28 protein-coding genes are annotated in these 24,646 nt (G+C 44.5%); 16 read left to right on the forward strand and 12 right to left on the reverse strand.

All coding sequences use genetic code 11. The features are described from left to right. The first annotated feature begins 160 nt into the window (after positions 1–160). From SG35_RS29295 to SG35_RS29320, 6 genes are all read left to right on the forward strand, one after another. The gene (locus SG35_RS29295) at positions 161–415 is read left to right on the forward strand and encodes a hypothetical protein (protein ID WP_044833105.1); all 255 of its coding nucleotides are present in this window, start codon (positions 161–163) and stop codon (positions 413–415) included. Positions 416–556: 141 nt separating this feature from the next. Continuing rightward, complete coding sequence (locus tag SG35_RS29300) at positions 557–838, forward strand: putative quinol monooxygenase (protein WP_044833104.1); 282 nt, start codon at positions 557–559, stop codon at positions 836–838. Positions 839–951: 113 nt separating this feature from the next. Continuing rightward, positions 952–1,260, forward strand: coding sequence for a hypothetical protein (locus tag SG35_RS29305; protein ID WP_044833103.1), 309 nt, complete (start codon positions 952–954; stop codon positions 1,258–1,260). A gap of 373 nt (positions 1,261–1,633) precedes the next feature. Next, positions 1,634–2,035 (forward strand): GFA family protein, encoded by a 402-nt coding sequence (locus tag SG35_RS29310; protein ID WP_044833102.1) that lies wholly within the window; start codon positions 1,634–1,636, stop codon positions 2,033–2,035. A 110-nt stretch (positions 2,036–2,145) separates the two neighbouring features. Further along, positions 2,146–2,562: an ABZJ_00895 family protein gene (locus tag SG35_RS29315; RefSeq protein WP_044833101.1), complete on the forward strand. Its 417-nt coding sequence runs from the start codon at positions 2,146–2,148 to the stop codon at positions 2,560–2,562. An 85-nt stretch (positions 2,563–2,647) separates the two neighbouring features. Beyond that, positions 2,648–2,845: a hypothetical protein gene (locus tag SG35_RS29320; RefSeq protein ID WP_044833100.1), complete on the forward strand. Its 198-nt coding sequence runs from the start codon at positions 2,648–2,650 to the stop codon at positions 2,843–2,845. Between the two features lie 8 nt (positions 2,846–2,853). Here the strand turns inward: SG35_RS29320 and SG35_RS29325 are convergent, their stop codons facing one another. The 3 genes from SG35_RS29325 to SG35_RS29335 all read right to left on the reverse strand — a co-directional run bounded on the left by SG35_RS29325 (position 2,854) and on the right by SG35_RS29335 (position 4,958). Continuing rightward, positions 2,854–3,741, reverse strand: a complete 888-nt coding sequence (locus SG35_RS29325; protein ID WP_044833099.1) for an HDOD domain-containing protein — start codon at positions 3,739–3,741, stop codon at positions 2,854–2,856. 188 nt (positions 3,742–3,929) lie between these two features. Then, positions 3,930–4,646 carry a ligand-binding sensor domain-containing protein gene (locus tag SG35_RS29330; protein WP_152646638.1) on the reverse strand — a complete coding sequence of 239 codons (717 nt, stop codon included), beginning with the start codon at positions 4,644–4,646 and terminating at the stop codon, positions 3,930–3,932. Between the two features lie 72 nt (positions 4,647–4,718). Next, positions 4,719–4,958: a two-component regulator propeller domain-containing protein gene (locus SG35_RS29335; protein WP_044833097.1), complete on the reverse strand. Its 240-nt coding sequence runs from the start codon at positions 4,956–4,958 to the stop codon at positions 4,719–4,721. A 789-nt stretch (positions 4,959–5,747) separates the two neighbouring features. Here SG35_RS29335 and motA point away from each other — a divergent pair. The 5 genes from motA (at position 5,748) to SG35_RS29360 (ending at position 9,528) form a co-directional block, all read left to right on the forward strand. Then, positions 5,748–6,605: a flagellar motor stator protein MotA gene (gene motA, locus SG35_RS29340; RefSeq protein ID WP_044833096.1), complete on the forward strand. Its 858-nt coding sequence runs from the start codon at positions 5,748–5,750 to the stop codon at positions 6,603–6,605. After that, complete coding sequence (locus SG35_RS29345) at positions 6,602–7,405, forward strand: OmpA family protein (RefSeq protein ID WP_053043064.1); 804 nt, start codon at positions 6,602–6,604, stop codon at positions 7,403–7,405. Before motA ends, SG35_RS29345 begins: the two co-directional genes overlap by 4 nt. A gap of 83 nt (positions 7,406–7,488) precedes the next feature. Next, entirely contained in the window at positions 7,489–7,953 is a 465-nt protein-coding gene (locus SG35_RS29350; protein ID WP_044833095.1) for a hypothetical protein, read from the forward strand. A gap of 666 nt (positions 7,954–8,619) precedes the next feature. After that, positions 8,620–8,955, forward strand: coding sequence for a zinc ribbon domain-containing protein YjdM (locus SG35_RS29355; protein WP_044833094.1), 336 nt, complete (start codon positions 8,620–8,622; stop codon positions 8,953–8,955). A 159-nt stretch (positions 8,956–9,114) separates the two neighbouring features. Next, the gene (locus SG35_RS29360; RefSeq protein WP_053043063.1) at positions 9,115–9,528 is read left to right on the forward strand and encodes a TolB family protein; all 414 of its coding nucleotides are present in this window, start codon (positions 9,115–9,117) and stop codon (positions 9,526–9,528) included. 477 nt (positions 9,529–10,005) lie between these two features. Here SG35_RS29360 and SG35_RS29365 read toward each other — a convergent pair whose 3' ends face one another. The 5 genes from SG35_RS29365 to SG35_RS29385 form a co-directional block, all read right to left on the reverse strand. Further along, positions 10,006–11,175 (reverse strand): hypothetical protein, encoded by a 1,170-nt coding sequence (locus SG35_RS29365; protein ID WP_044833093.1) that lies wholly within the window; start codon positions 11,173–11,175, stop codon positions 10,006–10,008. A 740-nt stretch (positions 11,176–11,915) separates the two neighbouring features. After that, on the reverse strand, positions 11,916–15,038 hold the full coding sequence (locus tag SG35_RS29370; protein ID WP_044833092.1) for an efflux RND transporter permease subunit: 3,123 nt from the start codon (positions 15,036–15,038) through the stop codon (positions 11,916–11,918). Next, positions 15,035–16,117, reverse strand: coding sequence for an efflux RND transporter periplasmic adaptor subunit (locus SG35_RS29375; RefSeq protein WP_044833091.1), 1,083 nt, complete (start codon positions 16,115–16,117; stop codon positions 15,035–15,037). The genes SG35_RS29370 and SG35_RS29375 overlap by 4 nt, the downstream gene beginning before the upstream one ends. 188 nt (positions 16,118–16,305) lie before the next feature. Beyond that, a complete protein-coding gene (locus tag SG35_RS29380; protein ID WP_044833090.1) occupies positions 16,306–16,515 on the reverse strand; it encodes a hypothetical protein in 210 nt (69 codons plus the stop codon). Positions 16,516–16,524: 9 nt separating this feature from the next. Beyond that, entirely contained in the window at positions 16,525–17,925 is a 1,401-nt protein-coding gene (locus SG35_RS29385) for a S41 family peptidase (RefSeq protein WP_044833089.1), read from the reverse strand. A 134-nt stretch (positions 17,926–18,059) separates the two neighbouring features. Between SG35_RS29385 and SG35_RS29390 the strand changes: the two genes are divergently transcribed. From SG35_RS29390 to SG35_RS29400, 3 genes are all read left to right on the forward strand, one after another. Further along, positions 18,060–18,527 carry a type III secretion system chaperone gene (locus SG35_RS29390; RefSeq protein WP_044833088.1) on the forward strand — a complete coding sequence of 156 codons (468 nt, stop codon included), beginning with the start codon at positions 18,060–18,062 and terminating at the stop codon, positions 18,525–18,527. Between the two features lie 12 nt (positions 18,528–18,539). Then, positions 18,540–19,904: a hypothetical protein gene (locus SG35_RS29395; RefSeq protein WP_044833087.1), complete on the forward strand. Its 1,365-nt coding sequence runs from the start codon at positions 18,540–18,542 to the stop codon at positions 19,902–19,904. Positions 19,905–20,228: 324 nt separating this feature from the next. Next, complete coding sequence (locus SG35_RS29400) at positions 20,229–20,513, forward strand: SymE family type I addiction module toxin (RefSeq protein ID WP_044833086.1); 285 nt, start codon at positions 20,229–20,231, stop codon at positions 20,511–20,513. A 102-nt stretch (positions 20,514–20,615) separates the two neighbouring features. Here SG35_RS29400 and SG35_RS29405 read toward each other — a convergent pair whose 3' ends face one another. The 4 genes from SG35_RS29405 to SG35_RS29420 are packed head-to-tail and all read right to left on the reverse strand — an operon-like array spanning position 20,616 to position 22,285. After that, a complete protein-coding gene (locus SG35_RS29405; RefSeq protein ID WP_044833085.1) occupies positions 20,616–21,137 on the reverse strand; it encodes an SRPBCC domain-containing protein in 522 nt (173 codons plus the stop codon). 49 nt (positions 21,138–21,186) lie between these two features. Further along, positions 21,187–21,591 (reverse strand): NAD(P)H-dependent oxidoreductase, encoded by a 405-nt coding sequence (locus tag SG35_RS29410; RefSeq protein WP_084692749.1) that lies wholly within the window; start codon positions 21,589–21,591, stop codon positions 21,187–21,189. 6 nt (positions 21,592–21,597) lie between these two features. Beyond that, positions 21,598–21,756, reverse strand: coding sequence for an NADPH-dependent FMN reductase family protein (locus tag SG35_RS29415; protein ID WP_160298302.1), 159 nt, complete (start codon positions 21,754–21,756; stop codon positions 21,598–21,600). Positions 21,757–21,778: 22 nt separating this feature from the next. Continuing rightward, positions 21,779–22,285: a GlcG/HbpS family heme-binding protein gene (locus SG35_RS29420; protein WP_044833084.1), complete on the reverse strand. Its 507-nt coding sequence runs from the start codon at positions 22,283–22,285 to the stop codon at positions 21,779–21,781. Between the two features lie 545 nt (positions 22,286–22,830). Between SG35_RS29420 and SG35_RS29425 the strand changes: the two genes are divergently transcribed. Next, the gene (locus SG35_RS29425; RefSeq protein WP_152646637.1) at positions 22,831–23,592 is read left to right on the forward strand and encodes a GNAT family N-acetyltransferase; all 762 of its coding nucleotides are present in this window, start codon (positions 22,831–22,833) and stop codon (positions 23,590–23,592) included. A gap of 179 nt (positions 23,593–23,771) precedes the next feature. Next, complete coding sequence (locus SG35_RS29430; protein WP_044833083.1) at positions 23,772–24,620, forward strand: helix-turn-helix domain-containing protein; 849 nt, start codon at positions 23,772–23,774, stop codon at positions 24,618–24,620. The last annotated feature ends 26 nt before the right edge of the window (positions 24,621–24,646 follow it).

Raw genomic sequence — 24,646 nt, forward strand, 5'->3', positions numbered from 1 at the left:
TAGCAGGGATAACTCTGGGTTTTAATTATTTATTCGCTTGGACATGTATTGCAGCAAACTGATATTATCGAAAAATAATTTATTTTAAATATCAGTATAGATAGAGAAATTTCGTGTTTAATTACGGAACTTCTCCTATTAATAAAGCTGTTATGTTTTTATGAAGAAATTTTTCTTGGGTACAGCAGTGACACACTCAAATAAAATGAGTATAAAATCGGCATTAAAACTTTTACTTATTCTGTTACCTGTTTTTGGTTTGCTTGCCGGTACGGGACTTGGACTCATTTTAGGTAATGTAGAATTTGAGACAACTTCTGCTTTATTCTTAAAAATTGCCATGGTTTTGTTACCAGCTATTTCATTAGTAATCATTGTGTTAAGTCGTTACTTCAAGCAGATTGACAGCCTGTAGAATAAAAACATAGCAAGGACAGGTAACGCTTGCCCGGCTCCACTTGGTTTTATATTTTAACAAGCGTGTGTGATAGATAAACTTCCGTTGCTCTAACTTCCCGTAAACGTGAACATTAAGCAATAACCAGTAAGGATTAAAATGAGTATTACCCGAATAAATGAATTTTTAGCGGCTGAAGGCAAAGCTGAAGAGCTGTTCACTTTTTTAAAGTCATTAATGTCTTACATATCATCATCGGATGGTTGCCAGTCATGTGAGGTATTGCAAAACAAAGATAATGAAAACATATTTGTCGTGATAGAAAAATGGGACTCAGAGAATTCCCATAAACAATCAATAGAAAACTATCCAAAAGAAAAAATGGCAGCGGCAATGTCTATTATCGGGGCTCCGCCAAAGGGGAGTTTTTACCGCAGTTAATAAGCGGTTTAGTTGTGACTTGCCAAGGCTGTCACGTCACTTTTGAAATAAATCGCTCGTCGGTGTTTGGCTCATATATTAACCAGGCGTTAGAGGACAGTGTTTAAGGCTTTATGAAGAAATTTGCAGGTTTTTGGTATAGTTTTGTGGTCGTTGTAGTATTGATTGCTGCTCTAGCTGGAATGTTCGATCAATATTCATATGAAGGTGGTTGGAGCCAAGCTTCGCTATTGGAAAAAGTAGGGATCCCTACTGTTTTTATTACTTTTGTTGGTTTCTGGTTGTTAATGTTAGAAGATTTCTTTGACAACGATGAGATCAAACACAGAGTTTTAGTTGGTTTCAGTTTATTTTTTCTACATTGGCTAGCCATTTTAATATATTTTTGGACAGTCGTTTACCGTCGTAAAAACGCATCATAAGGCCATCAACTTGACCGCCTTAGGTCGCACTTTCGGTGGTAAATTTTAGCAGCGTCATATCTCAACATTGCTCCAGGAAACTAGTGGCGTATCACTATTCTTGCGGCTGTTTGTTTTCTGAATTTTTCTGTTCCGGTTTACATCGCAAAGTGTGATGCTCTTAAATACTTTCAGAAAGCCGCTCAAGTTATTATCGTGTGGCTGCTCCCAATCGTTGGGCTATCGGCTTGTGGCGGAGGAGATTAGCAGTGAATTATAACGGTTTAATAAATAAGGGAAATAATAGCTAGTTGCTACGTGTTTAAACCGTTATCATTATCCGGTTATGTAAGGTGCCAACTGTTATTTATTATCCCCAAAAGTGGAAGGTATTATGATTACTGGAGAATGCAATTGCGGAGACATAGCCTTCGAAATCACAGCTAAGGTTTCGGATGTGTATGTTTGTCATTGCTCAATCTGCCGAAGAGCCACAGGTAGCAGCGGCATTGCTGTTATAGTAGTAAATAATAAGGAATTTAGCTGGGTTAGAGGGAAAGAGTTAATAAAAACCTGGCATAAACCCAAACATGACTGGCAGACGAGCTTTTGCCAAAATTGTGGATCATCATTACCTGGCGCCAATGATGAATCTCGAATGTATGTCCCAGCAGGGGTCATTTCCAGTGGTGCTGATGAGCTCAGGGTGACTCACCATATATATGTTGATTCTAAAGCCAGTTGGGATGAGATAGCTGATAATGGCAAGCAACACCGGGAAGGATTCACAGGTTAAGTCAGAGTTATGCAGCTAATAAATCAAATCGCGATTGCCTGCTAAGCTAGCTGGAGCTGCGCACTGCGTACGCCGGGCCATGTTTGAGGCGTTAACTTCACAGGATGAATATGAGTATTTTAGGATTTTTTACACGCTTCACCATTGTTTATACGTTAGTGATGGCGGCAACAGGGATCACTATGGGGCTTTTAGAGGTAGAAAAAGCTGACAGCCTTAATACACCAATATTGATGGCTATCGCCTACTGGTTTTTCTATTCTTACTCGAATAAAAACTCAAGAGTTATTGAAGGGAGCGAGAAATGGAAATTAATTTTCTCTGCGCTGGCAGGTGATGTCTTAGCGAGTCTTTTACTTGGCATTCCGGCCATGCTTGCCAATGAAGTGCCGGTTAAATTCCTGCTCGTTGGTATGGCAGTAATCATTCCACTGCATTTGCTGTTATTCATTGCCGTTAATTTTGGTGTTAAAAAACAAATTGTAAAACAGCGGCCTGAGCTGGCACAGAATTCAGGCCAGCCATAATGACGGGCAAATGGCTGCTGGCGGGGGGAGTTTTATGATAACTATGCGTATTTGTTAACATCTTTTATTTTTATCGGCAGTAGCCGTGGCGAATGACAAACCTGATGGAGTAACTGAGCAAGATTGGCACAAATCCCCTGAATTTGATAACACTGATCTGTTTTGGCGGATGGGGAAGGGCAAGAATACTTATCACCACTTTAGGCTAGATGAACCGGCAATAGCATTGCGTGAAACTGGTGCCATTGTGACTTTATTAAAGGGGGCGCTAGCCTGGCATTAAGCTAATTATTATTTTGAGGTTATCTCCAGAAATTCCTGCCACAGGCGCATATCAACAGCCTCTTTGCTTAATAAGTCATTAAGCTCATCTTTATCCAGAATATCGGCCTCCAATAATAAGTAGGCTTCAGATAAAACATTGGCTTTATATAACAGCTTGGCCAGAGGGGAAGACGGGGTAATGCGCTGTTGCAGCAAGGCTTGGCAGTATATTTCCGGTATTCCCCACTCTTTAGCGATGTGATAAGAGATATCCAGAGACATTTCAGACATCAGCTCTTTAAATATCTGGCTTCCCGGTGACTCGCCTGGCGATATGGCTTTTAAGGCATCGCACAGGCAATTGTAAATAACAACTTTACCTATATCATGAATTAATCCTAAGAAATGAGCATCTACTCCGTTCTCGCCCTCGTCTTCGGCTAACAGCTCACACATAACAGCGCATTGTTGCGAGTGCTTCCAGATTTGAAGGCCAAATTTCTTGTGGTAGGCAGGTGACACGGAAACTAAAGCTTCCATCAATACCGATAAGGCAATCTTGGTTATTCCTGCGGTGCCAAGCACGTTAACAGCCTTGTGCACCGAGACAATTTCTTGCTCGCGCCGGGCATATTTAGCGCTGTTGGCAACCTTTAAAACGGCAGAAGCCAAGCCCGGATCTTTTTTGATAAGTGCGACATATTGCAAGAACTCGCTGTTGGGATCCTTTAACATATCGAGCAAGTTAATGAGAATATCAGGCAATGGCGGAATTGCTTTGTTTAATTTTTTGGCATTCGTCAAGATATTCCTGACATTATGGAATGTTTTTTCTTCAACTATGCTTAAGTCGGCATTCACGTTCTCCTTGCCAAACATAACATCATAAAAATCGGTGGATACAGTTATCGACATATGGCCTCCCGCCAATAAGTCACGCACTATCAAAATGTTTATAGACAACAGCTTGTAATAAGTAAAGCAAGCTTGGTGATATGCATTCAACCTACTGAATTTTATGGTCATTTGTTTGTAAGTCCATTGTTTTCCCTAAGAGAAGGCTGCATTAATACGCTCCGTACAATGCCTTTAGTAGCTTTTCATCAAGCAGTGGTAAAGTTAGTGACCCTTTTACCAATGAATTTGCCTGTGGGATGGAATAGAGGTGTACAATTGCAGTTCATTGGCTTGTACCATTGTTTGGGTGTGCTCGGTGACTTTTTTGCTGCAATCGCCTGTAATGCCTGTTCGTCCGGACGATGGAGAAAGCGTAAGAAACGACCCGTGTCCGGGTCAAACTGGTTGAGTCCGCTGCCTTCGGTGGTGATCCATAGCTTACCGCTCTTGTCTTCGGCGATACCCGTGACGGTATTAGTGCCTAAACTGTTGGTGTCATTGGGGTCGTGGTGATAACGAATGAACTTGTCGCTACCAGGTTCCAGACGGTTTAAACCGCCGCCATAAGTACATATCCACAGTCGCTGTTTACTGTCTTCATAGATACTCGAGACATCACCATCACTTAAGCTGTTAGCATCATTGGCATCGTAACGGTAGCGTCTTACTTGTTGATTTCGCGGATCGAAACGGATCAAACCTTCCCCCTGGGTCGCCAGCCACAACATACCTTGAGAATCTTGGTAAACCATACGTAAAATGTCGTGGCCTATATCTTTGACATTATCTGTTTGCTGCTGGTAGCGGGTTGTGTGCCGGGTATCGGGGTCGAATAAATTAAGTCTGCCGCTCCAGGTGGCGAGCCACAGCTTGCCGTCTTTTCGCCCAAACATCGAACGTACGCTGTCATGGCTGATACTCAAGGGGTTATTTGGCTCATGCTGATAACGGACAAAGTTGTCGCTCAGAGGCTAATAGCGGTTAATGCCGCCGCCTCATGTTGCAACCCACAATCGCTGCATGCTATCAACAATCAGCTCTGAGATATAGTTGTTGCTTAAACTGTCGGCTTTAGCCGGGTCATGTCGATAGATCTTAACGCTGTAGCCGTCGTAACGTGCCAGCCCCGAAGGGCCGCCAAACCACATAAATCCCTGTGAGTCTTGCACTATGGCCCAGGGCACGCCGATAGCATCGAGCTCAGCATTTTCTATGGTTTTAAAGCTCAGTGCCATTTGCACTGTCTTATGGTTGCTTTAGCTGCTTTTTCAATGGCTTCACTGCTGTAACTCAGGCAGAGCAGTAGGGCAATCAGGGACAGGTACCGGCAGATTATTGCAAAGACAGAGGAGAGAAAACTTCAGGAAACTCCCGGGCTGTCGGGTAAAGACTAACCGTGAAAAAGAGCGCTGACTTGTCATATCTATCAAAAAGGAGTGCTAAATTACCGACAACCTTTCATTAACTTAGTCTAGTTAATGTTATTTTGAAGATGACGGCTGGCCTGATCAGCTTCTGAAACCGTTAATACTTGTCAGGTTTCTTTCCAGGCAAATTTAAGCGGGTTGTAAAGGGCAATGCTTGAGTCTGGATAACAGGGCTTTATCGTTTTGTTTTTCATTTTTTCTTAGCCAAAGCGGCTGTCCGCCAGATTTTGCTCTCTTGGGCATTTGCTGAGCGTGCCGGACGTAAACGTGGCAAATAACTCCCGCCAATTTCTGAGAAACCAGTGCTTAAAAATTGTTTTTATCATATTTTAGTTCACCCGGCGGGGGTCTGTCTTTGCTGATAAACGAGGAAGAAGGGGGTAATTGAAGGGGAACAGCTGTTAGTGCTTGGGGTCTGTGGGGCGGGCTAAGCCGATAACGGTCAGAAACATTTTTTAGCAACACAAAATCAGCGGCTGTGTCTTAGCTTTACATCATAGTAACGGGAATGCACTCGGCTCCTTGTTTATTACAGGAGTCCGGGAAAATTTCGTTCGGTACTCATTTACCTCTCTCAGTTAAGGTTAAGGCGGAGCAATGGCATTTATTTGCGGTATTATTTTATTAATTTTGAGCCTGTTTGGCGGATATAAGTTTATGAACGGCAATCTGTCGACATTATGGCAGCCCTTTGAGATCATTATGATTATTGGGGCCGCAGCCGGTGCCTTTATCATAGCGAACCCCCGCCATATCATTAAGGCGGTATACGACAATATTCTCATTTTTATCTCACCTAAAAAGCATCAGGCGGTTGACCCGTTAGACGTGTTAGGGCTGATTTATTCGTTGTTGGAGATTTTAAATAATGAGGGTGCCCAGGCTTTGGGTAAGCACATTAATGCCCCTAAACGCAGCGAACTGTTTAAGCAATATCCAATGGTTTTGTCTGATATTTGCCTGACGAACTTTATTGTCGATTATTTCCGTATTATTTCTACCGGCAAAATGAGCAGCAAGGAAATTGGCGATCTGATCGATATAGAAATTGAAAGTCGTCTCCAGGAGTTGTCTATGCCGGCAGCGGCGTTGAATAAAACCGCTGACTATTTGCCCGGCTTTGGAATCTTATCGGCGATATTAGGGATAGTTACCGCAATGGGCTCCCTGGGGGGAGATCCTATGCTGTTAGGTCAGCAGGTAGCCTCGGCTTTAATTGGTACCTTTATCGGTTTATTACTCGGTTACGGGCTTATTGGTCCGTTAAGCAGTGCCCTTGCATATCGGGCGTTAGCAGAAATTAAATTATTTGATGCCTGTAAGGGCGCCTTGATAGCCACCGTAAGTGGTATTCCACCGAAACTGGCGATTGAATTTGGCCGAAAAACACTGTTTAGCACCGACCGTCCGAGCTTTAAGCAAGTACAGAAACTGACCCAGGTGACCGCATCGTGAACCGCATAGACAGTATTCTCGACTCGCATGGCGGTGGCAGCTGGAAAATAGCCTTTGCCGATTTTGCTATGGCGATGATGGCGGTGTTTTTGGTGTTATGGATGACCGCGGTATTGGATCAAGAACAGAAAGTTGTCGTTGCCCAATATTTTTTAAATCCGGACAAGGTAAAAGACTTCATTCCGGCTGATGAAGTCAAGAAAAAAACGTTAGAAGCGGAGGCTGAACCGGAACCTTTACCGGCGCCGCAGGAGTTAGTGTTGCCCCTTATCGAGCAAGAGCAGGTGCCGCAAGAGCCGATCGCCTTAAGTCCGGTTGAGCTCTTGATGGAAAAAATTCAGCAAAGTCCGGCATTGCAGGAATATTCTGAAGAAGTGGTGCTGTCAATGCATGCTTTGGGGTTAAAAATTCAGATCATGGATTCTGTCAACCAGGCCATGTTTACCCTGGGGGATACCCAGTTAACAGCGGCTTCTGATCTGGTATTGGCAGAGCTGGCGCCGTTACTGAATGCAACCGAACATCGTATCAGTATTAGCGGCCATACCGACAGCCTGGCATTTCCCGATGATTTTGCCACCGACAACTGGACACTGTCCCTTAACCGGGCCGACAGCGCCCGCCACTCACTGCTTAAAGCCGGATTGCAAGCGGATAAAATTGCGGAAATTGTCGGCATGGGAGACTCATTGCCCTATGATGCAGAAAACCCGGAAGCCGCCATTAACCGCCGAATTGCGATCATCGTATTAAATAAGGATGTAGACGAATCGATGATGAAAGCACGCTCCGGGCATTAAGCCAGGGATAAGGGCACGGTTTGTCGTCGGGGGAGATACATGATTTATCAAGTTAAGTTAAATAAAAAGGTGTTTAATTTTTAATGAGTTCAGTCACTCCCCCCAGTATGGTGTTAAATAATAAGGCACATGATGTCACTGGCGGCATCAGCCATAACGGGCAGGAAAATCGGCACCGTTTAATGCAGCAGCCGGAGCAGGAAATCAGAGGCCCGCAAAGGCAGGATGCTCCGCCGCTGAGCCAGGTGAAAAGTCGCCGTCATCTCCATACGTTGGTGGCTACCACCTTCCGCCCCTGGGAGCGTCTCAGCGAAGGGCAAATGCATATTATTAACCAGCAGAATTTGGCGCAGGGAGTACCTGGTGTTGATATTAAGCAACCTTGTATTAAAGCCAGCCCCGGCGGCAGTATTTCGGGTAAGTTACCGCCGATAAAGCACCTGTCATTAAAACGAAGGAAAGCGAAAAAGGCCCATAAATTTAGACAAACAGAAAATATTATGGAGTTGGTAGAAACACTTTTTAAGGAGTGGTTTCTTAAAGGTTGAATAAGATGATTTTTCTGGTTTCGAACAGATTAATTGTGGCCGTAAGCGCAAAACAGGATGAAACTTGCACATCGAGTTAGAGAATTTCATTTTTTATCAAATATATCCTTTTATTTATAACTCGAAAAACTGGTTTCATCGAATGGTTATTTAACCTTGTAACATGATAAAAATATTGAGAATCAAATTTATCAAATATCATGCAGCAGAAAAGTGATAATTTCATTTACACGCCTGTTAGTCTTAACAATTTCGATAATGCTAACCAGCTCTATTTGCCAGTTAACAAGGCGGTGGCTATAGCCGGGTAGGTCTGTGAATCGACTTATGTTAATCATATTAACAACGACCATTTTAGCTTGCTCTGGAATGTACTCAATAACATGATTGAGCTTTGCGCTATGCTCGGCGAACAGTTAGGGCAAAGTTTGCACAAGAAGCCTGTGCGGCATACTGATGAGCTTTCCGCATCCCTTGCTAATAAAGTTCAACATAATTTTTTAGCTATAATAATTCTGCAGCTATTGTGGCGTTTTCATTAAAACGAATTGTTGACTGTCAGGCCCGTTTTACCTGGCTGTTAAATAGCATTTTCTTTGATTAACCATTCTGAACAATTAGGCTATAATCTGCGATAATTTTTTAATTAGTGCTTAGAGCAGATCAATGACAGATACTTTACCACCATGTCCGCAATGTAATTCCGAATACGCTTACCCAGATCAAAACTTACTGATTTGTCCCGAATGTGGCAACGAGTGGGATCCCAATGCCGTCGATGAAGACGCGATAGTATTAAAAGACAGTGTTGGTAACCTACTGGCCGAAGGTGATAAAGTGACACTGATCAAAGACCTTAAAGTCAAAGGCACTTCAACTACGTTAAAAGTTGGTACTAAAGCCGTGATCAAGCGGTTTGTCGATGGCGATCATGATATTGACTGTAAGGTCGATGGCGCAGGTGCGATGATGCTGAAATCAAAATTTGTTAAAAAAGCTTGATGTTAGTTATTGAACTTTAAGAAAGAATAAAGAGGTTGCTACGGCAACCTTTTTTACGCTGTTAATGTTGTGTTTAATGCAAGCTTTAATCATTGCCGTAACTGCGATAGATTGCAATATTACCATTCAAATGACTTGGGGTTATAAGGATCATTGCCAATGCAACCTAAAAGATTTCAGTTGATAAAAGTATTACTCATTTCCATCTCAACATTTGGCTTAACGACTGGGTGTCAAGTCACTAAAAATGCTGCCCCTCAACCTTTATCCATTATTTATGGGTTTAAAGAAGCAAATAACAAATCAATTTATTTGAGCGATGAACAAGGGAAAACACGCATAAAAGTGGTAGATGCTACTACCGCTGACGGCTACCCGGCTGTTTCTCCTACAGGAAAACAAATTGCTTTTTATGGTAAATACGACAAACGCAAAACCTGGTCTATTCACACAGCAGATATAGATGGAAATAATATCCGCCGCCTGACCAATGTAAAAATGTTTGGGATAGCGCCCCAGCCTGGTCTCCTGATGGAAAAACCATTGCATTTGCCAGAGAATACAAAGATGTAAACGGAGACTGGCAAGAAGAGATTTGGCTGATGAACGCTGATGGAACTGAACAACAGCAAATAAAAGCACTAAAGGGGCGTGCTCCTGAATTTATGCAAGATGGACGACTACTCTTTCAGTCTAAAGCTAGCCCGAGTCAAATAAGCATCGCCAATTATAGATGGCAGTCACCTCATCCAGCTTACCAAGGATGATAGCAATAATATGTCTCCAAAGATCTCGTCTGATGGTTCATCTATTAAGAAAGTCTTGAATAGCGGTTCTCAATCAGCAACTGTGTATCACGTGGATAAAAGCTATGTTGAAAGGTTAATTAGGGCGAGAGCAGAATAGTACAATACGGCATACCTGATTTTTCTGAGTGATCATTACTACACGCAATGATACCAACTGAAATGATGTCCGGGCTCATTAAACCACTGCAATTAAGCCGGGCGGATCGGGCCGGAAAGTGTTTGCTCTCCGGCCTGTAGTTGCTTAATAAACGCTTACCTGGTTCAGTTTTACGTAGGAGTAACCCCGGTACACTACCCTGAATTCAAGATTCGCGCCGGGAGCACTGTTAAAGTTGACATTAAAATCCTTAAACTCAAACGGGCGGTCCCAGTCTTTTCTTGAGATGTCTTTTGATGCCAGTACTTTTCCGCTGGCGGCGTCAAAAACATCTAAGGTGACTATGGTCAAATCATCTGCTGTTACATTATCCACCAACATACGGAATTTTGCCTGATGCTGGCCCGGCGAAATAGCGCTGGTATAGGGGCCATAAGCCATGTACTGGTTAAACGGATCATTGACACTGACAGCCCAGCCATCCCACTCTTGTCTGCCGATTTGATGATAAAAGGAATGGGAAGTAAAACTTGCGATCGGCCCGCCAAAGACAGAGTAGTCGGTTTCCTGGACCTTGATAAAACCTTTGACATTAAGCACTTCATTGTTGACATCATGAAAGCCAAGTTCGCCGTTATTCACTTTTAAACAGGCGTGGTTAACAAAAAATAATTTCACCGGCCGGGTAGCGTCGGTAATTTCATAACGCAGGGTGTACCCCTTTGATTTGGAGATAAGCTCAACCCAGTTCGAATGGGTTATTGCCCTGCCGATATTAACATCCTGGCCATTGCAAATATCGTAGGCTTTGATCAGGTTGTCATATCTGTCCAGATTCTTATATTCGACATAGCCGTTTCCCCCTAAAACGCCGTTAAAATAGGATGAGCCGCCAAAACGAAAATATTCAAATGTGTCATCTCTGGCATCCAGGGGCAGGCTGAGGGATGTCAGGTTTTCACTGCTGACATCTATGGTGGCATCAAAGGTCAGCGTCGTCGGGTCACTCGATTTTTCGAGAAAATTCAGTCTGAACGGGATATTTACATTGGCATCCGGGTTGAACAGGCGAGTTAATGGTTGATTTGAACACGAGGTCACATTATCAGCTTCTGTATCCAGGTTGTTAAAGCCGCCGATGATATATAAGCCGCAGGTAGAATGCAGCAGCGGTATGCCGTTCGCCGTGATCTGGTGCAGTGTGGCATTGGGGGTGTAGTTAAAATTCACCGACAGTTCTGCCGGTGCAGCACTTGAAAAAAGTGCTGCGCTGGTGAGTAAAGAGGGGAGAATTTTGCGTTTTATGCTGTTCATAAAAAGGTTATATCCTTATTTTTCATCAATTATTCAAACAGACAGAAGACCAGCTTTTCAGCTTATCCGCCTGTTACCTTCCGTGTTCAGGTAAGGGAAAACAGCCTCCTCATCTGATAGCCGGCGTACTATAAACATCTTGCCCCAGTGGAAAAAGTTTTATTTACCTGATAGATAAAAGCTTCATTGGTCAATTGATTGCGATCAATTGATCGGCATTGTGGCTGAGATGACTATTGTTAGTGAAATCTGTTTATGGCAGTGAATGGAACAACAGAGTTGGATTTCGTATCATGATGATAGGCCTTTGCCCTGCTTGTTCATCTGCTCATTATGCAGCTTGGTTTTGTTATGGGATGGTGAGGTAGAAATGATCCAGCATCAATGTCGCAATCAGCCGACTTCACTGACTTTTTACTTAGCCGTGATAGCCTGGGTATACACCATTGTCAGCCCAAATATGCAGTTAAAAGCGCTTGATAACTTAGTGCAGACACCAGTAAGAGATTGGGCAGCAAGAATGTATATACATCCAGGGGATATGTAAAAGTTGGCATTAGCTATTTAAATAACGGCGTATGGCAGGGTGAACAGGTAATACCGCCTCAATGGATTGAAAAAGTTGCCAAGGTACTGGAGGCTGGCTTTGCCATTTATTTTTTGGCCATGAACTGACCTGCCTCTCGAGTCAGACGTATTCTCAAGAGACAGGCAATAGTGTAAGCCGTTTCTGGCTAGCCTCAGTTTTTATCCTTAATCACTGCCACCAGCAGGGCGGGCAAAAACGATAAACTCAGCAAGGTAGAAACCAGGATACCGCTTAATACGATAATACCGACTCCCCGGTAGAGCTCGGTGCCTTCTCCCGGGATCAGCACTAAAGGCGCCAGACCGAAGATAGTGGTGGCAGTCGACATTAAAATCGGTTTTAACCGTTTTGCCACCGCATGGCGTACCGCTTCTTTAACATTAAAGCCCTGTTCGATGACAAAGCGACGGGTTTGATCGACAATCAATATCGGGTTATTGACCACAGTGCCCAGCAAAATCAGGAAACCCAGCATAGTGATCATGTCAAACGGCTGGTGAAAACTGCTTAAGCCGATACCGGCCAAGCCAGAGTTGATGCCGTTAACCAGCACCAGTCCCAGCAGGCCGCCTGCCATACCCAGCGGCACGGTTGCCAAAATAAACAGCGGGTAACGCCAATGGGTGAAAATAGCCACCAAAAGCAGATAACTCAGCGCCAGGGCGATAACAAAATTGCCCGACAACGCCGAACGGGTGGCTTCAAGCTGGTCCGCCGCGCCGCTGATGCTAAGCTTGATGCCCTGGGCGATTTTGCCCTGTTGCCATAATGCAGGCAACAGCTCGTTGCGCACCATCTGCTCTGCCGTTTCCAGTGCTATATTACGCGGCGGAATAATGTAAACCGTGACGGTGCGGTTGCCGTCAACCCGGCGCACCGAGTTGCTGTTTTTACTTTCCACCAGATCTGCCAGGGCATTAAGGGGTAAAATTTCTCCCTGCGGGGTGACCATAGGGGTGGCCGCCAGCTCTTCCAGGGTTTGCCGGTTGCCGGAGCCGCTGAACAGGAAAATATCCACCTTGTCGTCATTGAGAATAAACTCGTCAACATAAGCGCCGTCGCTCATGGCGGCCACCGCATAGCTGAAATCGCCGTTATCCATCTCTAATTCAGCCAGGCGCTGCCAGCGGGGTTTAATTTCGATCAGCGGCTGATCTAAGGTCAGAGATCTCGGCTCTGAATTGATCTGCGGCTTGTCGAACAGCTTATCCACTTCCTGGTAAACCGCTTCGGCCCCCTGGTAGAGCTCGGTGATATTGCTGCCGGCAATATCCACCGCCACCGCCCGGGTGCCGCCGTCGTTGCTGGAAATAATCGAGCCGCGGGCGGAAAAGGCGCGCATATTCGGGTAGCTTTTAAATTTGTCGGTAATGGCGGTCATCATATCGTTGATATAATCGGCATCGACCGGGGCGCTTAAAAACCAGATGCGGCCAACCGACACCGACATAGTATAATAATCAAGCGGCGGCATCCGGGTGTTACCCGCCAGGTAATCTTCATCGCTTACCCGGACAAAGCCGTCAAAATGGGCTCTGAGCTCGGCAGCAATTTTTTCCATTTCCGACAAATTGTAGTTGGGCGGTGCTATCATCATGGAAAAGGCTTTTGGCTCTTCCCCTTCCGGCAGGTATTCGGCGGCAGGCATCAGGGTGTAGGCCAGCCCCATAACACCGAGTACAAAGGCCGCACTATACAGGCGCGCCTGCTGCCTGGTGCGGGTAAAAAAGTGCACCGACTTCAGCCAGGATTTCGACAGTTCGAACTGACGGCTGTCGCTTAAATTCTCTTTTTTACCCAGATGCGCCAGTGCCACCGGCACGATAAAAATGGCCACCAGCATAGAGGCAATAATGGCGCCGGAAATGGCAATGGCAATATCCGAATAAAGCTGTCCCGCTTCCTGGACCACAAATAATATCGGGGCGAACACCAATACCGTGGTGGCGGTTGATGCCAGCACCGCCGGCCAGACTTCTTTCACCCCGCTGATGGCGGCCTCTGCTTTGCTCACCCCTTTACGTTTGGCCTGCACTATGGCTTCGAGCACCACGATAGTATTGTCCACCGTCATGCCGATGGCAAAGGCGACCCCGGCAAGGGAAATGACATTGATGGTGCGGCCAAAGCTCATCAGGGCAAAAAAGGCCGCCAGGGTACAAATGGGGATGCCCATCACGCCCACCATGGTTGCCCGGCCGGAGCGTAAAAAGTAATACATTACCAGGGTGGCAAGCAGGGCGCCCAGGGCCAGGTTACTCCAGACATTTTCCAGCGAGCTTTTGACGTACTGCACATCGTCGCTAAGCAGCACCATCTCCAGGCCATTTTGCGCCAGCAGCTGTTGGTTAAGCTCTGCAACCACAGGCAGCATTTTTTCTTTGATGTCGAGCACATTCGAGCCGCTTTCGCGCCTGACCGATAGCCTTAAGGTACGCTCGCCGTCGGAATAGGCCATGCTGCGGGTTTCAAAATGATCCAGGGTAACCTCGGCGACATCTTTTAGCAGGATATTGGCATTGCCTTCGCGGCGGATAGTGACGTTTTCCAGCTCCTGCAATTCTTCAAAACGGCCGACTACCCGCAGCAGGTAGCGGCTTTTGCCGCTTTCGATATCACCGGCTGAGGCGTCGGTATTACGGGCACGGATGGCACTTCTCACCTGGGGCAGGCTGATGCCGCGCTGGGCCAGGCGGGCGGCGTCGATTTTGATCTGAATTTGCCGTTGCGCGCCGCCGCTGACATTGATTTCAGAAACCCCGGCCACGCTTTCCATGCGCGGGCGGATATAGTCTTCGGCAAAATCCCTCAGCAGATCCACATCCAGCTGCAACGGGTTGCCCGCAAGCGGCTTAAGGCTGAAATACATAAAGGCATTGCTGGAAAACGAACTGGAAAACAGCCGCGGCTGATCGACATTTTCCGGGTAGGCAGGCACCTGGCTTAAGGCATTGTTTACCCGGATCAGGGCGTCGTTAACGTCCATGCCAAAGGGAAATTCCAGCTCTACCGTGGCTTCGCCCATTTCGGCGTACGACACCATACGTTTAAGGTTTGACAGGCTGCGCAGATAGCGCTCCTGCTCGATCAGAATTTCCTTTTCAACATCCTGCGGCGTTGCGCCGGGCCAGCCGGTTTGTACCGTGATGGTGCGCACTTCCAAGTCAGGGATCATCTGTACCGGAATATTCAGCGCCGCCACCAGGCCTAAAATGCAGGTGATCAAGACGATCACGGTAACTAAAATACCGCGTTTTACAGCTGCTTCTATCATAACGGCTGGCCTTGTACCGAATTGATTTTCAGCTCATGACCTTCGCGCATCAGCTCGATACCCGACATCACCAGCGCCTGATTGGCCGGTGCTCCCGATATCGCCACTTTTTCGCCTTGCTGTTTGACCACCTTGACCAGAAAACGTTTCGCCTTGTTATCGACCACGGCAAAGATGCTGGCGCCGCCGTCCGGGTGCTGCTTGATCGCCGACTTGGGCAGCCAGACCAGGTTTTCCTTACCTTGCGGTAATTTGATTTCGGCTTTTGCCGACATGCCTGCCACCAGCCTGGCATTGGCGGGTAAATCGACATGGGCGGTTAAGGTGCGGCTTTGGCTGTTTGATACCGCCACCAGGCGGCTCAAGTCTGCCTCAATGGCGGCGGCATCAGCAAAGTCCGGGGTAACCGTGACCGCGACTTTTTCCCGATTGATAAGCTGGCCGTAATATTCCTGCGGTATGGCAAGGTTTAAACGCAATTCCTGTTGCTGCACCAGATTAAACACCCGGGTTTGCTGGCTGACCCACTCGCCAAGATCGGCATTTCTGCTGGCAATAACACCGGCAAAAGGCGCGTACAGGCTATGGCGGCCAACCACTTCCTGCTGCAACGCCAAGCTGGCCCTGCGCATGGCAAGTTCGGCTTTGGCACTGGCAACCCCGGCTTTACGCTCACCGATCAGAGTTTCTGCAACCACCTTTTGCTTTGATAAGGCCAGCACTTCTTTATACAAACGCTCAGCTTCTGCCTGCGCCACCCTGCCTGCCTCAACACTGGCTTTGGCCTCCGCCAGGCTTAACCGTGCCAGGGTATCGTCAAGGGTTAGCAGTTTGTCGCCTTTGGCTACCTTATCCCCGGCTTCAACATAGAGAGCCGCGACCAGCCCCGACTGCTGGGTGGACAGTTCGGCATTTTGTCTTGCCTCAACGGTGCCCGTTAATTGCAAGATTTGATGGCTATGGCTGGTTTTGGGGTAAACAACATCGACCTGGGTGATCTCTGCCCGGGCGGGTAAAGAAAATACCGATGTCATCACTGCCAGGTTAAAAAGCAGTATTGAGATTAAAAAAACGCGCATACATTCCTCGAATGATAATTATTTTTATTTAGCTATTATATTCTTATCGTTTGCTAATTCATCATTTTTTGTGATAAAAAAATAAAATTGCTCAGTTCCTGTTTCTCTAGATATAAAATAGCTTCATTTTATGTTATTCAGCAAGCTAAGTGCCTATCAATAAAGTGTTTTATGTAAATTTTATACTGTCAGGTTTCTGCTCTGCCTGCGCCTTCCTGGATACGCTTGCTCCTTCCTGTTAAAAAAAGCCTGACGTGTTTGATATTTCCGCCATTTACTTTTTCTGTGCCGGTTTTACTATCGTTATTTTTACCTAAAAACTCCGATATTGCAGATGACAGAAGCTCCCTGGTGATAACGGACGCGCATTGTTGGGAGACAACACTGCTTATTGCCAAAGCAAGCTCCTATTGCAGTAATTTTATCGCAGATTCCAACGCATAATCTCTGCTCTCTTTCAGCGCTTGTACATTTAAGTATTCATGTTGTTGTGCAACAGGATAGCCCGAATATTCATGGTTTTTGCCAGCGAAATCCAGGTAGCGTTCATTTGATAAAGCGAAAGTCCAGCCGTTTGGCAACTGTTTAGGCAACGAATCGCTAAAGCCTCCGTTTGATGCTTCGCCAATAATGGTGACATTCTCTCTCGCCGCGAGCCCTATTAAAAATATCTCGCCGGCGCTCATGGTCAAGCCACTCGTTAACACCACTATCGGCCCTTGATATTGCTCCGATTCTGCAGGTTGTATCTCTATTTTTCTTGGCTGGCTAAAACCATTTTTTAACTTAGTTGACTTACTGCCAATATAAAGGGGACGTTCGATGAGATAAGACAAAAGTCGATTGGAGACAACATCATACCCTCCCGCATTCCATCTTAAATCGATAATTAACCCCTTTGATTTATGTAAGGTCGGCAAAATCTTTTTCATCACCTTGTCTACCGTTTCAAGATCAGACAAAACAGTGTCTTCTTCGGTAAACTCGCTCATATCGTCTATGCTGAAGTAACTTATCTCCCTGGGTAACTGCCCCAGTAAAAAGCTGCGGTTTAGCCTTTGCGGTTTCACATCCCCGATAAAATAACTGGCGATAATCTCTGCCTGTTTCTTATTCAGGCCCATATGAAATTCATAGTGCGATGAAAACTCGCTTTGCGTCGCAAATGGCATTTCTATTTTATTTTTTTTGAAATCATCCCATTTGATATTATGCGATGCCAATATACGGCCATCCTTTGACTCCAGGTGGGCGTGCGCATCTCCCAGCTCTGTCAGTAATTGTTCAAAGACTTGGGCCAATTGCGCTTCATTCATTTGTGCCGTTATTTTCTTTTTCCACAAAGGATATTTTGCCTGCCAGTCCCAGTTTATTTCTTTACTAAAAGCAAAGTGCTCCGCAAAAGTAAACCAAAGCACATCAAAGGTTAGCGGCGCAGAAAATTGATAGTTTTTATCGTAAATGCTTGTGATTAACGCTTGCCGGCATAATTTGGGAAGTGCTTTGAGCGGTGTCAGGCGCACCGGGTGTATTGCCCCCCAGTCAAGCTCTGCTCCCCCCTCAATGACAGTGATATTGCTGCTCGGATATTCGCCGCTTTCAAGATGGTTGATTAAACAATGTTTCTCGGTAATATCGTAAAAAGTAATATCATCACCTTTAACCTCTAAAATGTAACCATAACCTTGGGTTTGCCAAATAGAATGATTTGCAACTTTCTGCCCGACATTTTTTGATGTGGTATTTGCCAAGGAAAATAACGATAAAAATAGACAAGAAGTGAAACATGTAAATTTAATAAACTTCATAATAGCTCTCATAAGTTTTTCTCTGATATGAATTCCTGCTCACAACCAGAGCTTTATTGAAATACTTTTCTGCGACATTCTACCGCTTCCGGTTACCTACGTATTGAAAAATAAAAATATTTAGGATAAGCAGCATGGCGATCAACCAACCCCAACAAGAAATAATCAAACAATTTGCCAAACAACTTGGCTATCAGGACGCAGACTTTGTCGATGAACATGGCCTTGCCTTACTCATAGACAATAAAGTGCAAATAAACATTCTGAATCAGCAAGAGCGCTGTCTGCTCCTTGCCTACATCGCTCCCCTTGATGATGAAAACCGGTTAAAGCTTTATGAAACCCTGCTGGATGCCAATCATGATCAGGACGCACTTGGCGGTGCCAGTTTAGGTATCTGCCCCAGAAAAAAGAGCATTGCCTTGAGCCTGGCAATAGATAGTGAAGGACTTGATGTCAGCCTGTTGCAGCAAGCATTTGATCGCGTACTGGAAGCCAGCCTGTTATGGCACGATCGCCTGAAAAATCAGGTAAGTGAACTACAAGTGGATGAGGCGCCGGATTTACCGCTGGCGACTAATTTTCATGCAGTGATGGCATAGGAGAAAAATAAAATGGATGTGATCAGTCGTCAGTCATTAAATACGCCGCCGTCGCCGATAGCCAATAAAAACGCGGGAATACAAGGGACACAAACCGTAGAAGTTGCCCAGATAAACTATGGAGGCAAAGAAGTAAAAGCCCAGAAAATATCGGCAGAATTATTTAAAGCCATGGGCCAGGGGGAGAAAGCCAATATGTTTTCACGGGCGATCGTGCCCCTGGTGGGAAACCGTACCGATGATATTGTCAAATCCGGTGGTTTCAGCGTCAGATTATCAGACATGGCCGGGGTTGAAGCAAAAGAGGCTTCCGTAAACAAGGATTATGGCATCACTTCACTGAAATCAAGTGAAGCACAAGCCCTGGGTTCGCTCAGAACCGGCGGCGGTACCTGCGGTAACCTCAGCTCACTGGTTTTTCTGACCCGTGCCGCCCAAGGCCATGAGTTGCCACTGCAACGTATCGGCTGGAGCCACCCCACCGACGGTAATGTCAACCATGCCTTTACCGTTGAAGGGCCGGACAAGAACGGTATGTGCGCTGTTTATGATTCTTATGGCTCAGAGCCAAGTGTACACTTGCTGCCTTACAGTACCTTAGTCAAAACCCTGGATGATGATGAAAATTATGAGGTATTGGATAAGCGTGCCCCGAACCCCAATGGCGATGCCCAAATCAGGGATATGCTTAAAAATGAAATCGTAAAAGGACTATACAGCGGCGCACAATATAAAGATGCTTTTCCTGTGCTTCCGGGGGGCTATGAAAGCCATTGTATGAGAATTGTTTCTGTTTCAGGCCATATGTATGATGTGCCTCACTTTAAAGAAGCAGACGCGCCAGTGTTCTATATCAATGAAAGCACCAATGAAAAGTCGAGCTTCTCAACCATGAGCAAACCTCTGTACGACTTGCTGCATACTGATACCGCACAAACCGACTTTGCCGAAGAAATAGAGGAAATGGCAAATGTGAAACATGATGGCGATACCCTGGCTTATAACATGTCGCAACTGGCACAGCATATAGAGGATCACGAATTAATGGATGAGCATGATGCTATAGACGATCAACAAATGCAGCCTCAGCTGGTCAGGGAAGACTCCAAGTTATCTACCGGCAGCATTGACAGTTTCCGCTCAGATGACTCCGATGGCGAATGGGGACCGATGAGTTTTGCCGACTTCCGTCATTTGGCCAATGATATTATCAATAAGGGTAATAAGGAGGCCTTAACCCAGATGCTGCAATTTGCCAACATTACCGACAATGACGACCTGACGGTAACACAACAGGGGCTAAAAGCTGAATTGTTGACCAATATCAGGACCATGCTCGGTGATCAATCCGTTAATATCTTAACAGAAAACCCTTAAGCGCCCTGAATGATATGTTGTGGAATTAGCCGAGCAACAAAGCTGCCTCAATAGCTGGCGTTAAGCCTGTTCACACCTAAGCCGCGGGCCTTCAAATTTCCCTCAAAAAAAAGACCAATTCACTATTGATTTAACCGTGAATTGGTCTTTCCTTAATAATGCGATCCAAGTGTAAAGAAGAGCATTTATTTCAATAATTCCATTGTTGAATTGTTGTAATAACAACTGTTGCTACCAAAGAGAAGATAGTAACTTAAGTCGCAACCCCTGAGTGAGGCAACACCCAGAGGTCGCTAACCACAACGAACTTCCAAGGAGTAAGTCATGGCTGAATATCATCATACGCCAGAGACAGCCTCGGCAAAAGTAAAATATCCCATTTATCGGCAACTTACCGTACAGGAAACGGTTTGCAACACCGCGACGAAAACCCGCGGTATCGGCATTAACTATGTGCCGGTCAAACTTGAGCCTTGTATGGTGCTCAGGGGGAAATGGCTGAGACTGGCCGGTTTTCCTGCCGGGCAAAAAGTCAATATTAAGGTCAACCAGGCAGAGATAGCGATCACGCCTAAACAGCTTGCTGTAAACCACTCGGTCGAGAACTAAAAAACAACATTATGGAAAGTCATAAGCTAAGCTGTTGTGCCTGAAAACAGGTGCAGCAGCTTTACCGTCAGGGCTAAGACAAATGAGATCCTGATGGACAAGCTAAGCGCTTAACTTTGGTTTCACTTGCTTAACTGCCGATACCAAACCATCCAGCCAGGCTTGATGACCATTTATCATAGGGTTTGGCACAGTTACAGCCAGTTCTTTCGCCGGATTACCATTTTGTGTTTCCTGTGTAAGGATACGGACACGATTGTCTGAAAGCTCTTCAAGTAACCAGGCATGATAGACATCAATACGGCCTGCACCTTCGCCAGACCAGCCGCGCCAGGCAATACGAGCTGCTTGTCCGTCAACAGGAGCAACATATTCCACCACCTCACATTCAACCGGAAAACCGAAAGTTTCAAAGGAAAAGGCAGTTCCATCGGCTAGTTGAGGCCCTTTATCATCCTTAACATGTGTATTCCCCGAGTTTTTATAATATGTCGGCCATAATGAAGGGGTAACTAAAAACGGCCAGACATCCTTGACCGTTAAACCTGCAACAATCACTTCGTTAGAGCAAAAATTATCGGCAAAGCCTGGGACATAGTTTTCAGGCCAAAGGATATAATTCATCTGATTCTCCAGTAATAAATAATAACTATGATATAAGTTAAGAAAGGATCTAACTTGCTAACAGCATGACTTCATTAAGTTTGCTGATCAGGCGTTGAGAGTGTTCTGTTGCTTTTTTCTCTATGCCCGCCGGTGTGTTGCGCACTCCTTCAACATACGCCATGTTGTGGCTAATAATGGGAGGGTGCAATATCATTTGGGTAAAATAAGCGGTTTGTTTTAAAGGTTTGATTAATTCAAAAATAGGAAAATGATTGTAACCTAAAGTATCATACGACTGTTCAGGCCCGCCTGTCGTGAATGACAATATCAGGTTTTTATTCTTTAACTTGTCACCGTCTGCACCGTAAGCAAAGCCATAAGAAAAGACATCGTCGAGCCATTTTTTTAATAGAGCAGGGGTCGAGTACCAATATAAAGGAAACTGTAAAACGATAATGTCCGCACTTTGCAGGCTGTGTTATTCTGCTTCAACATCAATTTGATAGCCGGGATAGAGTGAATCCAGTCTGCGAACTTTGAGATTGTCTGTTTTTTCTTCTATCAGGTTTAAAATCGTTTTATTGGCCAAAGACACCTCTAATTTGGGATGTCCTGAAATAACTAGTAATTTTTTCATGAGCTTATATATTAACGATTTGTTATTTATCCGTACTTTGATGCGCTTCCAGCGCTTTTTTACCGCATCCCTCTTCGAGTGCCGGACTTGGTGAACCAGATAAACCTATTGCACCAACAAGCTGATTTTCATCGAAAATTGGCAGTCCCCCCGTTAATAGCAGAATATCGTCTTCCATTTTACCCAGCTGACTATAACCTTCAGATTCAACAATATGGGAAAGTCCTGATGTTGCCATTTTTAATGTTGCTGACGTATATGCTTTTCTGTAACTCGTATGCACGGTATTGCTACCGCTGTTATCTCCACGATAGAAATACACTAAGACCCCTTGATTATTCACAATCGAAATTGAAGGATTAGCCTTAGATTTCTTACATTCAACAATAGCTGCTTTAGCAATGGATTCTGCATAATCTGTCGTTATTGTGTATTTTTGGGGTAAAGACTGATTGGCATATACCGTGGTAGTCATTAATGTGGCTGCAGCGATGACTGCACTTAATGTTGTTGGTTTTGTATATTTCATTTTGATTCCTATAAGAAAACCATAATCATAAAATGATGAGACAGACCAAACTGCAATGTGGATTGTGATTAGCCATGCAAGTAATCTGTTTTGAATATTGTTCTTTCCTAAAAATATGCAAAGAGATTGCATTAAAGGTTGTATTCATCATGAAAAGTGAAGCAACACTCTTAATGATTAAGATAGTAGAGCAGGTATGAACCAAAAGATTGAATAAAAGCGACAATATATAATTTCAGTTTCTTCATTTGATTCAATAGTACGTATAAACGCCAGGAACATTTTCTTATCAATTGGCTTTTCCTCTTGCTACTTTTAATCAATTGCTAGTTTATCGCCCTTGTTTAAATCGTTTGATTTCATTTCCGACAATCCCTGCTGCGCCAGATACATTCACTTAACAAACCTGGTTAATACTTGTCGTTTTAATTCAATATTTACAACCACCAATTACATTAAACTTGTTGCCATTGAAACCTAGTTCGCGGTCTATCTTTGCGTAAACCGGCGTATTTTGTTTAGTTGAAATAATAGGAATTCCGGCGATGTTAAACATCCAGAAAATATCGAATTTAAAAGAAATTAATGGGCTAAAGCAGCAATACTTTGCTCAATCGACCGCCCCGCTTGATGGTATGTGGCACTTTGGCTTTGCGCCTATGTCGGCGCATTTTGGCTTTTATGAAAATGAAAAGCTGGTTGGTTATTGCTGTATTAATAGCGAAGGTTACTTATTGCAGTTTTATCTCGCACCAACAGCTAATATAGAAATTAAAGAATTATTTACCTTAATAATTCAAGGTAACAGTTCGGCTATAGGAGAAATTAAAGGTGCTTTTGTCAGTACTGCCGAACCTCAATATTTATCCTTATGTTTAGATACTTCACCTTCTTTTAAAGTAAATGCTTTGATGTATGAACAAAATAAATCGATTGTCTTTACACCGCATGAGCGCATAGAGATGACATTAGCACAACAGGAGCAACTTGATGAATTCGTTGAATTTGCAATAGCAGCAATAGGTGCACCAAAAGAATGGTTAACTAGCTATTATGGAAATTTAATTAAGCGAAAAGAGCTGTGGGGATATTGGCAAAACGATAAGATGGTTGCAACAGGCGAGTGCCGCCTCTTTGATGAATTTCAATGCGGCTATGCCGATTTAGGCATGATAGTGGCTCAGTCAGAGCGAGGGAAAGGGTTTGCAACCAGCATACTGAGTTTTCTCTCAGAGCATGCAGAAAGCAAGGGCTTAAAAGCAATATGTTCAACGGAAAGTGGTAACATTGCAGCACAAAAGCCATGAATAAAGCCGGGTTTATGTCTCAGAATCGAATCATTCAGTTTCATTTTAGCTAACCACTAAATTTGCTCACTTTAAAGAGCTTGTATAACTTTTATATAAGCTCTTTTGTTGCAAATGATAAAGACTCTATTCCTGCGTGATTTATTCACATAGCAATGTAATTTTAAAGCGGAAAACACATGATACACTGGTTACAGGCGCCAAAGTCATCGACAGTCGCTGCATATATAGAGTATTACTGGTTGATTGAGAAAAAGCCCGGAGCTCAAAGTTTCCAGTTTCCCAAACTAAACCCTGATCCTTGTGCCCATTTAATTATATCTCCTGATAATCAAGCCTATCATTATGACAAGGCAGGGGCATCGGATAGCGGTAAGGGCTGCCATTTAATTTTTCCGCACCTGCAAACCTTTCAGTTAGATCATGTTAAACCTTTCATTCATTTAGGAGTCAAATTTAGAGTTGGTGCGCTCTACTCAATAGAAGTTCCCGGCTGTACGCATCCTTTGTTAGATTATATTGAACCAATGAATCTATCTGATTTAATAAAGCAGCCCTCCCTTGATGCCTCGGAGCTGCTAAAGTCAACGAGAGAAAGTGCTAACGACTGCTGTAAGCTGCTAGATTCAGTACTATCGCCATGGTTATTAAGCTTTAAACAAGACCGTTATAGTGCACTTACCTATAAAGCAGTCGAGTTATTAGATGCAACGCCAATCTCTGAGCTGGGAAATAAATTGCACTGCGCGCAAAGAACACTTGAAAGAACATTTAACAAAGTAACGGGAATGACATTAAAGCAGTGCCAATCGATGAACAAACTTGAGGCCTTGCTTGAGTATTTGTATCAAAGAAATACCGATGATATTGATTGGGTTGAAATCGCTTACCAATTCGGTTTTAGCGATCAACCCCACCTTATCCGGTACTTAAAAAGTCAGCTAGGTTTAACGCCTCATTCCTATGCTAAAGAACGCAACCTGACTATTGATGCCTATGGCGGTATTAGTCAGCACGAGTTTAAATAAAATTAATAAAAAGCCACTGTCAAAAG

Origin of the sequence: Thalassomonas actiniarum (assembly GCF_000948975.2) — a bacterium.
In the GTDB taxonomy this organism is placed as follows: Bacteria; Pseudomonadota; Gammaproteobacteria; order Enterobacterales; family Alteromonadaceae; genus Thalassomonas; species Thalassomonas actiniarum.